The following is a 13,527-nucleotide window of genomic DNA, read 5'->3' as shown; positions in this document are numbered from 1 at the left end:
ATGAGTACAGTTACAGTAAAATCAATGAACGACGCTACAAAAACGTATCAATTTGTTGATAACGGCGAACCAATGCGTGGTGGTGTGAAAGACGTTTATTTTAGCCCAGACCGAAAATATGTTGTCGCTATTTTTAGAGATAAATTAGATTTCAACCAAAAAGAGAGACTTCAAAAAATAACCAACAAATATTATACTCAAATCCAAAACGGAGAAGCTGGAGATTATTATTTGAATGAAGTTTTCAGATGGCCAACAGATGTTATTGAGCACAATGGTTTAACGGGAATTATTGTACCAGTTTATAAACCAAAATTCTTCTTTAAAAAAGGATATCAGACAAGCGATTTAATTCAGGGAAAAGAAAAAAACGGAAAATGGTTTGCTGGACCAAAATTTAGGAATCCGCATTTTCCATTGCGCGTCGCAACTTCAGAATTAGGAGATTGGCTGAGTTATTTTCAGGTTTGCGTAAATCTTTCCAGAGGTGTAAAAAAAATGCATGCTATGGGATTGGCACATTCTGATTTATCATACAATAATGTTTTAATAGATCCAATAGAAAGATCTGCTTGCATGATCGATTTGGACGGATTAGTTGTTCCAGGATTATTTCCAGCTGAAGTAATTGGAACAGCCGAATTTATTGCGCCAGAAGTGCTTTCAAGCAAGCATTTAGATAAAAATGATCCAAACAGAAAATTGCCAAACAGATTAACAGATCTGCATGCGCTTCCAGTTTTGATCTATATGTTCTTATTGCATAGACATCCTTTAAAAGGCGGAAAAGTACATGATTTAGATACCGAAAAAGACGATTTGTTATCTATGGGGGAAAAAGCGATGTTTATCGAACATCCAACAGATGCAACCAATCGACCAAAAATGAATCAGGTTTCTAAATGGGATTTGCCTTGGGCAGATATTACAAAATTGCCGTATACCATAACAGGACCTTATTTAAAGACCTTGTTTGATAAAGTTTTTGTAGATGGATTACACAACCCGATGCAAAGACCAAATGCGGAAGAATGGGAAATAGCATTGCTTAAAACAACCGATTTAATGCAGAAATGCCACAACCCAACCTGTGAACAAAAATGGTATGTTTTCGATAATACCAATACGCCGAAATGTCCTTTCTGCGGTACGGCACATCAAGGTACGCTTCCTGTTTTAGATCTGTATTATCAGTTTCAGGAAACGACTTGGAAGCCCGAGAATCATCGATTAATGGTTTATAATGACCAATATTTGTTTCAATGGCATGTTAATCGTAATATTGTCAGAAATGAGAAATTAGCGCCACAACATAAAGTTCCAGTTGGCTATTTTACTTTTTTTAATGGTAAATGGGTTTTAGTCAATCAAAAACTAACTTCGCTCAAAGATTTAACCGAAGACAAAGAAATTCCAATAGGTACAATGGTCGAGCTTACGCACGGAAAAAAAATACTGCTTTCTAATGAAGAAGGAGGAAGGGTCATCATGGTAACAATGGCCAATACATAATTTAAAAAATTAACTTAATTAATATCTAAAATGAATCAACACCCAATCTTTTCGGAACATCCCGGTTTAATTGTCGTTTTTGCGGTTGCAGTTGTTATTATGCTGTTGCTAGATTTAGGAATCTTCAACAAAAAAAGCCATGTCGTAACAAACAAAGAAGCTATCACTTGGTCTTTAGTATGGATCAGTTTAGCCATGATTTTTAGTGGTTTAGTATATCACTATGCGGGAGCTGCAAAATTCTATGAGTTTCAATCGGCATATTGGATTGAAAAAGCGCTTTCTGTTGATAATCTTTTTGTATTCATATTAGTGTTTAAGTTTTTTGATGTTGCCAATCAAAACAAACATAAAGTATTGTTTTGGGGAATTATTGGAGCATTGGTTTTAAGAGCAATTTTCATTTTCTCTGGTGCTTTCTTAATCGAATTGACCTATTTGAACAAACTTTTAAGCCTTGCAGGATTTGAAGGATTTAAATATGATATTAACCTAATCATGACAGCTTTCGGATTGTTCTTGGTATATGCAGGTATTAAATCTTGGTCTTCTGGAGACGATGACGATGAGGAAGATTACAACAATACAAGAGGAGCAAGATTAATTAGAAAATTCTTTAATGTAAGCGACAAATATGATGGAGATAAATTCTTCACGTTTGAAAATGGGAAAAAATTAGCAACACCACTTTTAGTAGTTGTAGCCGTAATTGAGTTTACAGATTTATTGTTTGCAGTAGATTCTATTCCTGCGATTTTTGCAATTTCAAATGACCCGTTTATTCTTTATACCTCTAACATTTTTGCCATTTTAGGACTTAGAGCATTGTTCTTCTTATTAGACAACTTTATTCACTTGTTTAGTAAGTTGCAATATGGTTTGGCAATTATCTTGTCATTTATCGGAATAAAAATGATTATTTCTCCATTCTATCATATCGAATCTATGTACTCTTTATTGGCGATTGGAGGCGTGCTTTTAATTTCTGTAGTAGCTTCTATTTTAATGCCAGAAGCTGAAGAAGCAAAAGAAGCTTAAAAGTTTAAATAAATTAAAATGTAAAAAGGATTGAAATTCAATTGAATTTCAATCCTTTTTTTGCTTTAGAATATTGTAAGAGCTATTGTTTTTCAGTTTAAAACTTTCAATTAAAAGTTATACTTTTGCACTTTCAAAATTGTAACAGGCAATTTGCTTATTTACAATGTATTTAATTTCTAGATTTTCAGCAATACATTATGCTTAATATACACAATCTTTCAGTTTCTTTCGGTGGGACATATTTATTTGAAGAAGTTACATTTCGTTTAGGCGCCGGCGACCGCGTAGGTCTTGTTGGTAAAAACGGTGCAGGTAAATCGACAATGCTTAAAATGCTGGCTGGTGACTTCAAGCCAGATTCAGGAGTTATCTCTCAAGAAAAAGATATCAAAATGGGATTTCTTCGTCAGGATATTGATTTTGAACAAGGAAGAACTGTTTTGGAAGAAGCATATGAAGCCTTTACAGAGATTAAAATTGTAGAGAAAAAACTGGAAGAAATAAATCATCAATTGGTCACTAGAACCGATTATGAAAGTGAAGAATACGGACAAATCATTGAAGATTTATCTGATTATACACATCGTTTTGATCTTCTTGGTGGTTACAATTATGTTGGAGATACAGAGAAAATTCTGTTAGGACTTGGGTTTAAAAGAGAAGTTTTCAATAATCAAACGGAAACATTTTCAGGAGGTTGGAGAATGCGTATCGAATTGGCTAAATTATTATTGCAGTCCAATGATGTATTGCTTCTGGATGAGCCTACCAACCACTTAGATATCGAAAGTATCATTTGGTTAGAGAATTTCCTTCGTAATTATCCTGGAGTAGTGGTAATTGTATCGCACGATAAAATGTTCTTGGACAATGTAACAAACAGAACAATCGAAATCTCTTTAGGAAAAGCATACGACTTCAATAAACCGTATACACAATATTTGGAACTGCGTCATGAAATTCGTGAGAAGCAATTAGCAACTCAAAAAAATCAGCAGAAAAAGATTGAAGAAACAGAAAAATTAATCGAGAAATTCCGTGCAAAAGCTTCAAAAGCTTCAATGGCGCAATCGCTCATTAAAAAATTAGATAAAGTAGAAAGAATCGAAGTAGATGAAGATGATAATTCGGTAATGAATATCTCTTTTCCGGTTTCTAAAGAACCAGGAAAAGTGGTTATCGAAGCAGAGCATGTAACGAAAGCTTACGGCGATAAAACGATTCTAAAAGATATTAGTTTATTAGTTGAAAGAGGAAGCAAAATTGCTTTTGTTGGTCAAAACGGACAAGGAAAATCGACTTTCATTAAAGCGCTGGTAAACGAGTTTGAATACGAAGGAAACATCAAATTAGGCCATAATGTTCAACTAGGATATTTTGCTCAAAATCAAGCCGAATATTTAGATGGAGAAATCACTTTGCTTCAAACAATGGAAGATGCAGCAACAGACACAAACCGTATGAAAGTACGTGATATGTTGGGTTCATTTTTGTTCCGTGGTGATGATGTGGAGAAAAAAGTAAAAGTACTTTCTGGAGGTGAACGTAACCGTTTGGCGCTTTGTAAATTGTTGTTGCAACCTATCAACGTTTTGCTGATGGATGAGCCTACGAACCACTTAGATATTAAATCGAAAAACGTTTTGAAAGCGGCACTTCAAAAATTCGGTGGAACTTTATTATTAGTTTCTCACGACAGGGATTTCCTTCAAGGAATGTCGAACATTGTATACGAATTCAAAGATCAAAAAATTAAAGAATATCTTGGAGATATCAACTTCTTCTTGGAGCAACGCAATCTTGAAAATATGCGTGAGGTTGAGAAAAAAGATGTTGTAAAAGTTGCTGCTCCAAAAGAGAAAGAAGTTGCGAAAGTATCTTATGAAGATCAAAAGAAAACAAAAGCGCTTCAAAACAGATTAAGCAAAATCGAAAGCCAGATTCAGCAATTAGAAAAAGACATTCAGCATGATGATAAAGCGTTAGAAACGAATTACGATAAACATATCGAAGATGCTTCGTTTTTCACAGCATATAATAAAAAGAAAGCTGATCTAGACCAATTATTGATTGATTGGGAAGTTGTTCAGGAGGAGATTGATAACTTTAATGCTTAAAAAAGTTTTCAAGTTTCAAGTTTCAAGTTTCAGGTTTTCAAGTTTTTTTAAGCCATATCGACCTTTGTCAAAGTTTCAAACTTTGACAAAGGTTTTTTAGTTAATAAGCATTTTCAAGTTTTTTGGAAACCTGAAAACTGAAACTTGAAACCTGAAATTTGAAACAAAAAACCTTACTCAATAATCCCAATAGATCGAGAATGCTCAATGGCTTGACTGCTTTCTTTAAAATAACAAACCGAAACATCCAACGTTTCTAGGTTTTTCATGATTTTTTTTACTTCTTCTTTCTGAGATTTTCCGGTTTGTCTGATGTAAACCGCAATTACAGTAACTGGAAATATTTTGCAGATTCTCTCGTACAAAACTGGATCATGCTGCGAATCATCTCCCAATAAAATATATTTTAAGTTGGGATAAAACTCCAAAACATGTTTTATCTTTTCAAACTTGTGATCGTGATTGCCACGTCCGCTCATGAAAAAATCCGTGATGCCTCTTTTAATGTCTTTTAGCAAAATAACTGCTCTAGGTAAGTGGTGAATTTTGGTAAACTGAACAATAAAACGGTACAAATTCCATTCGCTGCTTGAGATGTAGAAAAAAGCATTTACCTCTTCTTTGTTTTTTCTCCCTGCCGAGCTTAAAGCTTGATAATGTGCAACAACATCTTTAAAAACTTTTCGGTCGTTTACATTCTTAAACAATAAAATGTAGATTTTTCGGAAGATATTCTGCGTATGCGAAATCAAAAAAGTATCATCAATATCGGAGATAATGCCTAATCTTCCTGTGTGTGGATGTATAAAGCTTCCTTTTGAAGTAATAATTTGAGAGTCATATTTAATGCTGACTTCGTAATTCATCCAGCCAAAATGAGTTTCATTTTCAAGCGGAATACAAAACTTAAAATGCCCGTCATCTAAAGTTTTGGTGTGAATTTCTTGATCGGCATATTTCAAATAAACATCAAAATTTTCGACTGTTTTGATCCGAAATTGGTTGATTATAGACTTTGCATTTTTTAAATTTTTCTTCTGAAAATCATAATCGTACGTTCTTTTGAAAACATGTCCCATTACAATTAATTCTTCTTCATTGGCATAGCCACGATATAATTGTAAGATTGGTTTCATTTATTGCGTATATTTATGAAACTGTAAATTACTTAATTTAATTGGTTTTTAAAGCTAAAATTTTGAAAAAGAACATTCTATTTATTGTAAATCCGATTTCAGGTGATCTTGATAAAAGCAGTTTAATCGAGACTGTCGAAGAATTTGCTTCTATAAATTATTTTAATCTAGAAGTTTATGAAACGTCAGGAAACAATGATTTGGGTAAAATTCAGATGATTTATAATCAATTTCTCCCAGAACGAATTATCGTTGCAGGAGGAGATGGAACAATTAAAATGGTGGCTGAAGCTGTGGAAGATTTTGATGTCATAATTGGAATTTTGCCTGCCGGTTCAGCAAATGGATTAGCTGTCGATTTGAATTTGCCAACAAGAATAGATGAAAACTTGAAAATTGCTTTTATGAATCGTTTTATCGAAATGGATATGATTTGCATCAACGGCAAAAAAAGCATTCATTTAAGCGATCTAGGATTGAATGCCAATTTGGTTAAAAACTATGAACAAAGTGATGTGCGTGGATTTTGGGGATATGCATTGCAGGCTTTTACAACATTAACGGAATCTGAAGAACCTTTTGTAGCTACAATTGATGCCAATAATGAAACCGTTAAACATATCGCGAGAATGATTGTAATCGCCAATTCGCAGAAATATGGGACAGGTGTCATTATTAATCCAAATGGTGCAATGAATGATGGAAAATTTGAACTCGTGATTTTAAAAAATCTTGATTTATTATTAATCGGAAAAATTATTACCGGAAATATGCCAATTGATTCTGATGACGTTGTAATCATCTCGACGGATAAAGCTTCTATCAAAACAGATTATCCAGTGAATTTTCAAATTGACGGCGAATATTGTGGCGCACAAACGGATTTAGACATTTATATTTTGCACAAGCAAATGAAAATCGCCGTTCCTTAAAAACAAAAATTACTTAAACGGATTGCGTTCTTGCCATTCTGTTTTTGGTTCTAAATATTGAAATAATTTTGCGATATTATGATTGATCAAAGCATTGCTGTGTGTAATCAATCCGTACATGTTTAATGGTTTTGCACCAACAGAACTTTTGATTTCGAGTGCCGTTCTGGCAAAAACAACTGCTTCAAAACCATGATTGATTGAGTAAGCAATCATGTCATAAAGCATATTTAGATACAACATTTTTTCGCGTTGCAAATTTTCATCATAACCAAGAAAATACGTATCCATAACGTTTCCGTTTTTGATCAAAGTATTGAATCCGATTAATTTTTCATCCAAAAAATAACCATAGAACAAAAAGTCATCTTTCATGATTTCTTTAAAAAAGCTGAAATGATTTCGCGCTAGAAAAAAGGTATTGAAAGGCGCATTTTTTGCCACATGAAAATACAAATCATAAATAACATCTTCGTACTGTTTAATATCAGACAAAGACATTTTCTTTTTAATGATTCCCTCCGATTTTTTGCGAGCGCGCTTGTATTGGTCTCTATATTTTTTGGATAAAGCATCAATATAACCTTGTTCGTTTTTCCAATTTTCATTGATTTCAAAAATCATATTGGGCTGTGTCGAAAAGGTGTAATTGTTTTTGAATTCCGCTTGAAGTGGTTTGATTTCTTCAGATGTAAAATCTTTTATGCTGGTAATATGAACTTTTTTGCCAGAAGCTTTTAAATCTTTTTTAAGCTGATTGATCGCTTTATGAAGTGTTTTGACTGCTTTTGAAACTACCGCAGTTTTAGAAAAAACAAAAGCATTTTGTCCTGTAAGCATATTATTGCCTACGAATAATACATGCGAAGCAAAGTTTTTGAAAGCAAAATTACGTACAGATGTTTTTAAACATTGATCGCGTTCGCCAAAGGATTCTAGTTTTTCAGCAAATAAAAACTGAGTCAAGGCAATTCCTGCCAGTTTTTCTTCTTCAAAAATCCCAATAAAATGACAAATCATATTGACCGGACAAGAATTTTCCAGTACTTCGAGATATTCTCGTGTCAAAAAAATGTTTTCTGCAGCAAGCGAATTCCATTCGGAAGGGAGCAAAGCCGTTTGATTGTAGATTTGAAAAGAATAAGTTGTATTCAAAAGTGTCTGCTAATTTCTTCAAAATTAGATAATATTTGCCATAACTTACTTGCTTTAAGTTATTATTATGAAAAACCCGTTTGAGTTTTATTTTCAAACGGGTTTTATATGTTTTTGATTTATGCAAATGCACAGATAATGCCACCCATTAGCATAAGTGTCAGCATCCAATAGCCTGCGTGAATGAAGATGTATTTCCAAGATTTTCTTTCAAATAAACCATTGATTCCCACAATCGGGAAAGCAAAGAATAGTCCTGACATGAAGCCATGAAGCGCTCCGTGTTTGAAAGTTCTGTAAGCAGTTCCGTAATCGGCCATGAAAGCGGCAAATGATGGTTTTGCATTGGCCAACATCGGCGGTCCGCCAACCATTCCTACAGCACCAGACTGGTGAATTGTCAAAGCCATTAAAATCATTGTAATCATTAAAGAAAAAATATACGTCAATCCGAAGATTTTAAGCATATTTCCCGATCTAAGTTGTTCTTGAGTGAAATTATTTTCTCTCATCCAGATTGTTCCGAATACTTTTGGGTGGTACCAAATAAATCCAGTTAATAAAGTAACAACAGCTGCTACGAATAAAGCAACAAAGTTAATTTCCATAATATGAGGTTTTTAGATTAGTTGAGTCAAATTTAGTTAAAAAAAAGACTGATTTTACATTTTAATGTTAAGTAGTAAAAAGGTTATTAATTGTATTTTTATTAACACTTTATCGACATTTAGTGCATTATGTCTAGAGAATTATATAATTTTATACCCGTAACAAACCCCCAAATCTGTTATGAAAAGCTTTATTACTTTTTTTTTAGCATTCGCTTTTTCGGTCAGTTCTTTTGCAGATACTGTTTCAGATAAAGAGAAAGAAGCTTTAATAAAATTATATCATGCAACAAATGGCTTGCAATGGAAAACAAAGTGGGATTTATCGCTTTCGGTTTCCACATGGTATGGCGTTCGCGCTGAAAACGGAAAAGTAGTAGCTTTAGATTTGTCAAATAATAACCTGCAAGGCGAATTGCCTTTGGAATTTTTTGATTTGATAAATTTGGTTGAGGTTAATTTTCAGAAGAATAAATTAGAAGGAAATTTGCCAAACAAAATTCAAAATCTCAAAGAGCTTGAAGTTTTAAATGTTTCTGATAATCAATTTTCAGGACAAATTCCGGCAGAAATCTGTGAATTGCAAAAGCTGAAAGACTTGGAGCTTTTTATGAATAAAATTTCCGGAGAACTGCCTACAGATCTTGGAAAATTAAAACAATTAGAAGTTCTTGCATTGTTTAATAATGAAATTCAAGGTTCGCTGCCAAGTTCGATTTATAAAATTTCGAACCTAAAAATATTGCTTTTAAACGGCAATAAATTATCAGGGAATTTGAGCAGAGAAATTGCGAATTTCAGAGCTTTGGAAAACTTAAGCTTGTTTGACAACAGTTTTGAAGGAGAAATTCCTGATGGACTTGGAAAGCTGCAGCATCTTTCTGAAATGAATCTTTCTTATAATAAATTTAAAGGAGGAGTTTCGAGAAAAATTGCGTTATTAGATGCTTTAAATATGACAATGTTTGATGAAAACGGAAATCTGTTTTTATTGGAAATAAATACTGAAAGACAAAAAAATATTACCGAAAATTAATCGTGCTTATGGAATGAATTTTACTCTGAAAAAAGTTGATTAAATATATTTAGTTAATTGCCGAAAACCGTAATTCGTTACGGTTTTTTTTGTTGCTGTTTTTTGCGATTTATTGTATTATTTTTGTGAAAATATTTTAAAAATCTTTTAGTTTTTTTCTTTAACTTTAAAATTAGATTCGGCCGTTTGGCTGAAGCCGGAAAGAGAAAAATAATTAACCTTTTAATGTTAAAATTATGACACTGCAATATCAAGGCGAAGAATACGGAAAACCAACAACATTCACATTGAGAATCATTGGAAACAACTTGTCAAAAAGTAGTTCAAATTATCAAATTGATCTTTTGGTAGGAGATAAGAGATTGCCAACTTTTACAACTGAAATTCACCAAAGTCTTTCTAATTGCTTGAAAGAGATTTATTTGTTTAGAAAACACCACGGAATCAAATTTGATGCGTCTTCAGAGAAAATTGTTTCGCTTTATGTTCCTTATGACAGAGTTTTGTTCAATTACAATAAATACGCATTGTTTAGAACTTAATTTTAAACTGAAATAAAATAAAAAAGACCGTTCATTTGAGCGATCTTTTTTGTTTCGATGGAGCTAAAATTATGGTTTTTGTTTTCTTTTTTCAGTCAAATATTTACGGATTGGCGTATCAATATAAGTCATAACTAGATAAGCGAACCCAATTAAAACTAATGTTCCTGCAGCAACCACTGAATATAGTTTCAAACCAGTAAGCTTATATTCTAGATTATATGAAAAGAATATCCACATAGCGAAATAGTGCGTCATATATAACGGATAAGATATATTTCCGGAAAAAACACAGATTTTTTCTGTTCGTTCTGAAGTTATTGCGCCCGCTCCCAAAGCTACTATAAATGGAAAATAAAACAGTACAATAAGAGGTTCTGTAATGAAATTTATTTCTTGGTTGAATGGATATATAAATGTTGGAAATAAAAGTAATGAAAGGCTGATGAATCCAAGCTTTGATCGAATAATCCATTTGAATCTATAAACTGCCATTCCAGCTAAAAAAGAGTAGGAAATACGTGCAGCACCATGCCAAAAAGTATCACCGCCCCAACCACCAGAAATACCTTTTGCGTGGATGGAAACATAAACTAGTGCAATTCCTGCAATGAAAGTCAATAGCAAAATGATTTTTCGAGACAAACGATATAAAATTGTGCAGTAAAAAATATTAGCAATATATTCCCAAAACAAAGACCAAGCCGGTGCATTCAATCCAAAATTATTGCCAAAACGCTCCTTCATGATTGGAAGCGGAATCATTAAAAGTGAACAAATAAATAGCAGTACTATTTCAGAAAAGCTTCTATTAGCAATATCTCCAAACGGAAAAACGAAATATCCGATAAAGCCTAAAATTGACCCAAAAATTACTAGAGGATGCAATCGTATTAAACGCAGTTTCAAAAATTCGAGAACACCAATTTTTTCCATTCTATCGTCATAGGCGTATGCAATTACAAATCCCGAAAGACAAAAGAAAAAATCGACGGCAAGAAAACTATGCGCAAATAAATTTTTGCTGTAATCAGAAATTGCGATTTCTAGAAAATGGTAAATTACTACTGCAATTGCAGCAACGCCTCTTAGGCCATCAAGAATTTGAAAATGTTGTTTGGGTTTAATTGGCTCAGAATAGTTCATGTAAAGTTGGGTTGTAAATGAATTGGAATTATGTGATTAGTATTTTATAGCTTTTTTTGAATGTTTATTTTCCCATCGCATAAATAATTCCGCCAAGTAAATGCTGTGTAAAAAGCGGGTCACTGTAACTCTCAGGACTATGCCCTAAGGCTGTGTAAAACGCTCTTCCGCCATCATAATCATGATACCATGCGAGAGGATGATTATTGCCGTGTTTGCCACCTTTATACGATGATTCGTCAATTTTGATGAGCACTTTTACAGTGGGATTTAAATATTTGAAATTATACCATTCGTCTTTTCTTTCCCAAATTTCAGGAAGGTGTTTTGTTGATGGATGTTTATGGTCTACTACTATAAGTCTTGCATTTTGAGGCTCGGGATGCCCTTCAAAAATACCGCCGATCATTTTGGTATACCAATCCCAATCGGGTTCACAATTTGTAGCAGAATGAATGCCAACAAAACCATTTCCTTTTTCAATAAATTTCTGCAAAGCCAATTTTTGTTCTTCGCTTAAAACGTGACCAGAAGCGCTCAGAAATATAACGGCTTGATATTGTTTTAAGTTTTTTGAATTAATAGCTAACGAGTCCTCAGTCGCATCTACTGAAAAATTATTTTCTAGTCCTAATTTTTTAATTGCGGCTATTCCTGCCGGAATGCTTTCATGTCTAAAACCATTTGTTTTAGAAAAAATCAATACTTTTTTTGTTTTTCCAGAAATGGTCAGTTCTGTGTTTTTTTGATAAAAAGAGACTAAAAAACAACTCATAAGCACAATTGCAATGCATGAAATTGATTTTTTTATTGAAGGCAAAATATTCATTTTGAAGGTTTTTATTTTTGGGAAGATAGAAAAATAATTAATTTCTGCGAGAAATATTTTGTGTTGAATGTCACAGTAAAATTTGATTTTGAAAAAAAATCTGCAAAGGAAAGAAGCTTCAAGAAAACTTGAAGCTTTTTAAATAACGAACATAAACAGAAATTTAAATTTTACTGATCGTTACGGAGTAACTTCTTAAACTTTAAAAATCAATTTCTTTTTATAGAAAATCCACAAAATAAATGACCAAAAAACAGCGTATAATAATGCATAAGCCAACGATGCATTTAACGGATTTTCGAAACAAGGAACAATTCCGTGATTATAAATATAAGCTTGAAGACCAATTTCTTCTCCAGCAGTTTTTGGATCGGCGACTTTTATCGCACTTAAAGCTCTCGGAATTATCCCAGAAAAGAAAAATACAATCATTGGGTTTACACCCCAAATCAAAAATAATTTGGTCCATTTTTTATATCCTTGAATATCGATAATGTAATACAAAAGTGTTAAGCAAATTGTTGCAATTCCAGCGGTATATAAAACATAAGAACTTGTCCAAAGCGATTTATTGATTGGGAAAAAAATATTCCAAAATAAACCTCCAATTAATAAAGCTGTTCCGGCAATAGTGGTCTTTTTCACAATTTCGATTTTGTCAATTGGCAAGTTTAGAAATTGTCCGATGTACATTCCTAAAATTCCTGTTCCAATGGCTGGCAACGTGCTTAAAATTCCTTCCGGATCCCAAGTTTTAGACGATGCCCATACATGTCCGTTTAAAAGCGTATCATCTATCCAAGCGGCTAAATTGGTTCCTTTATCGAAGTTGGCTGGACCAAATCCGGGAACGGGAACAAAAGCCATCAAAATCCAGTATCCAATTAAAAGTGCTGCTAAAACTAAAAGCTGTGTTTTTAAATTGGTCTTTAAATATAAAATAGAAGTAAAGAAATACACAATTGCAATTCGTTGCAAAACGCCTGGAATTCTGGTGTCTTCAAAATGTTCTAATCCGCTAAAGGATAGAGAAAGTAGTATGATAAAAATTCCGACTGCAAGAATGGTTTTCACTTTCATCGAAAAATTTCCTAAAAGCGCATAAGCAACTGCAAAAGCAATAATCAATCTCACACTTAATAACGGAATTCCTTCTAAACCAAATAAATGAATTCTGCTGAAAACGCTTAAAAACAATCCCAAGCAGAATATTCGAAGCGAACGAACTACAATTTTATTAAAAACACTTCCGTCAAAATGTTTTACAGGCATTGCAAACGGAATTGCAGTTCCCATTATAAAAACGAAAAACGGAAAAACTAAGTCGGTAGGAGTACACCCATGCCATTCAGCGTGTTCTAACGGTGCGTAAATAGAATCCCAACTTCCGGGATTGTTGACAATTGTCATTAAGAAGATGGTAAATCCTCTAAAGACATCAAGTGAGGTTAAACGTTCTTTTGTCATTGGGTT

Annotated in this window: 12 protein-coding genes; 6 read left to right on the top strand and 6 right to left on the bottom strand. The window is 33.2% G+C overall.

All coding sequences use genetic code 11. The annotated features are described in order from the left end of the window. From AAYQ19_RS16420 to AAYQ19_RS16410, 3 genes are all read left to right on the top strand, one after another. Nucleotides 1–1,512, top strand: a complete 1,512-nt coding sequence (locus tag AAYQ19_RS16420) for a helix-hairpin-helix domain-containing protein (RefSeq protein ID WP_343537708.1) — start codon at nt 1–3, stop codon at nt 1,510–1,512. Between the two features lie 30 nt (nt 1,513–1,542). Beyond that, nucleotides 1,543–2,550, top strand: coding sequence for a TerC/Alx family metal homeostasis membrane protein (locus AAYQ19_RS16415; RefSeq protein WP_343537706.1), 1,008 nt, complete (start codon nt 1,543–1,545; stop codon nt 2,548–2,550). A gap of 200 nt (nt 2,551–2,750) precedes the next feature. Beyond that, complete coding sequence (locus AAYQ19_RS16410) at nt 2,751–4,670, top strand: ABC-F family ATP-binding cassette domain-containing protein (RefSeq protein ID WP_343537705.1); 1,920 nt, start codon at nt 2,751–2,753, stop codon at nt 4,668–4,670. Nucleotides 4,671–4,843: 173 nt separating this feature from the next. Here AAYQ19_RS16410 and AAYQ19_RS16405 read toward each other — a convergent pair whose 3' ends face one another. Then, nucleotides 4,844–5,806, bottom strand: a complete 963-nt coding sequence (locus AAYQ19_RS16405) for an App1 family protein phosphatidate phosphatase (protein ID WP_343537703.1) — start codon at nt 5,804–5,806, stop codon at nt 4,844–4,846. A 62-nt stretch (nt 5,807–5,868) separates the two neighbouring features. On the opposite strand from AAYQ19_RS16405, the gene AAYQ19_RS16400 reads away from it, so the two are divergent. Further along, nucleotides 5,869–6,738: a diacylglycerol/lipid kinase family protein gene (locus tag AAYQ19_RS16400; protein ID WP_343537701.1), complete on the top strand. Its 870-nt coding sequence runs from the start codon at nt 5,869–5,871 to the stop codon at nt 6,736–6,738. Between the two features lie 9 nt (nt 6,739–6,747). Here AAYQ19_RS16400 and AAYQ19_RS16395 read toward each other — a convergent pair whose 3' ends face one another. Further along, nucleotides 6,748–7,893: a GNAT family protein gene (locus tag AAYQ19_RS16395; RefSeq protein ID WP_343537700.1), complete on the bottom strand. Its 1,146-nt coding sequence runs from the start codon at nt 7,891–7,893 to the stop codon at nt 6,748–6,750. 119 nt (nt 7,894–8,012) lie between these two features. Further along, complete coding sequence (locus AAYQ19_RS16390; protein WP_343537698.1) at nt 8,013–8,501, bottom strand: DUF1761 domain-containing protein; 489 nt, start codon at nt 8,499–8,501, stop codon at nt 8,013–8,015. 181 nt (nt 8,502–8,682) lie between these two features. Between AAYQ19_RS16390 and AAYQ19_RS16385 the strand changes: the two genes are divergently transcribed. Both AAYQ19_RS16385 and AAYQ19_RS16380 read left to right on the top strand, forming a co-directional pair. Continuing rightward, complete coding sequence (locus AAYQ19_RS16385; protein ID WP_343537696.1) at nt 8,683–9,537, top strand: leucine-rich repeat domain-containing protein; 855 nt, start codon at nt 8,683–8,685, stop codon at nt 9,535–9,537. Nucleotides 9,538–9,773: 236 nt separating this feature from the next. Next, complete coding sequence (locus AAYQ19_RS16380; protein ID WP_343537695.1) at nt 9,774–10,079, top strand: hypothetical protein; 306 nt, start codon at nt 9,774–9,776, stop codon at nt 10,077–10,079. A gap of 69 nt (nt 10,080–10,148) precedes the next feature. Here the strand turns inward: AAYQ19_RS16380 and AAYQ19_RS16375 are convergent, their stop codons facing one another. The 3 genes from AAYQ19_RS16375 to AAYQ19_RS16365 all read right to left on the bottom strand — a co-directional run bounded on the left by AAYQ19_RS16375 (nt 10,149) and on the right by AAYQ19_RS16365 (nt 13,521). After that, nucleotides 10,149–11,225, bottom strand: coding sequence for an acyltransferase family protein (locus AAYQ19_RS16375; RefSeq protein ID WP_343537693.1), 1,077 nt, complete (start codon nt 11,223–11,225; stop codon nt 10,149–10,151). A 64-nt stretch (nt 11,226–11,289) separates the two neighbouring features. Next, nucleotides 11,290–12,000, bottom strand: a complete 711-nt coding sequence (locus AAYQ19_RS16370) for a ThuA domain-containing protein (RefSeq protein WP_343537692.1) — start codon at nt 11,998–12,000, stop codon at nt 11,290–11,292. 249 nt (nt 12,001–12,249) lie between these two features. Further along, the gene (locus AAYQ19_RS16365) at nt 12,250–13,521 is read right to left on the bottom strand and encodes an acyltransferase family protein (RefSeq protein WP_343537691.1); all 1,272 of its coding nucleotides are present in this window, start codon (nt 13,519–13,521) and stop codon (nt 12,250–12,252) included. Nucleotides 13,522–13,527: the final 6 nt, after the last annotated feature.

Origin of the sequence: Flavobacterium mesophilum (assembly GCF_039581405.1) — a bacterium.
GTDB lineage: Bacteria > Bacteroidota > Bacteroidia > Flavobacteriales > Flavobacteriaceae > Flavobacterium.
Note: the sequence above shows the minus strand (reverse complement) of the source record. Positions and strands in the feature narration are given on the sequence as shown.

What these genes read in the sequence shown, in the direction of transcription:
- AAYQ19_RS16420 (WP_343537708.1), top strand. Translation starts at nt 1, where the DNA reads ATGAGTACAGTTACAGTAAAATCAATGAACGACGCTACAAAAACGTAT.
- AAYQ19_RS16415 (WP_343537706.1), top strand. Translation starts at nt 1,543, where the DNA reads ATGAATCAACACCCAATCTTTTCGGAACATCCCGGTTTAATTGTCGTT.
- AAYQ19_RS16410 (WP_343537705.1), top strand. Translation starts at nt 2,751, where the DNA reads ATGCTTAATATACACAATCTTTCAGTTTCTTTCGGTGGGACATATTTA.
- AAYQ19_RS16405 (WP_343537703.1), bottom strand. Translation starts at nt 5,806, where the DNA reads ATGAAACCAATCTTACAATTATATCGTGGCTATGCCAATGAAGAAGAA.
- AAYQ19_RS16390 (WP_343537698.1), bottom strand. Translation starts at nt 8,501, where the DNA reads ATGGAAATTAACTTTGTTGCTTTATTCGTAGCAGCTGTTGTTACTTTA.
- AAYQ19_RS16385 (WP_343537696.1), top strand. Translation starts at nt 8,683, where the DNA reads ATGAAAAGCTTTATTACTTTTTTTTTAGCATTCGCTTTTTCGGTCAGT.
- AAYQ19_RS16380 (WP_343537695.1), top strand. Translation starts at nt 9,774, where the DNA reads ATGACACTGCAATATCAAGGCGAAGAATACGGAAAACCAACAACATTC.
- AAYQ19_RS16375 (WP_343537693.1), bottom strand. Translation starts at nt 11,225, where the DNA reads ATGAACTATTCTGAGCCAATTAAACCCAAACAACATTTTCAAATTCTT.
- AAYQ19_RS16370 (WP_343537692.1), bottom strand. Translation starts at nt 12,000, where the DNA reads ATGAGTTGTTTTTTAGTCTCTTTTTATCAAAAAAACACAGAACTGACC.
- AAYQ19_RS16365 (WP_343537691.1), bottom strand. Translation starts at nt 13,521, where the DNA reads ATGACAAAAGAACGTTTAACCTCACTTGATGTCTTTAGAGGATTTACC.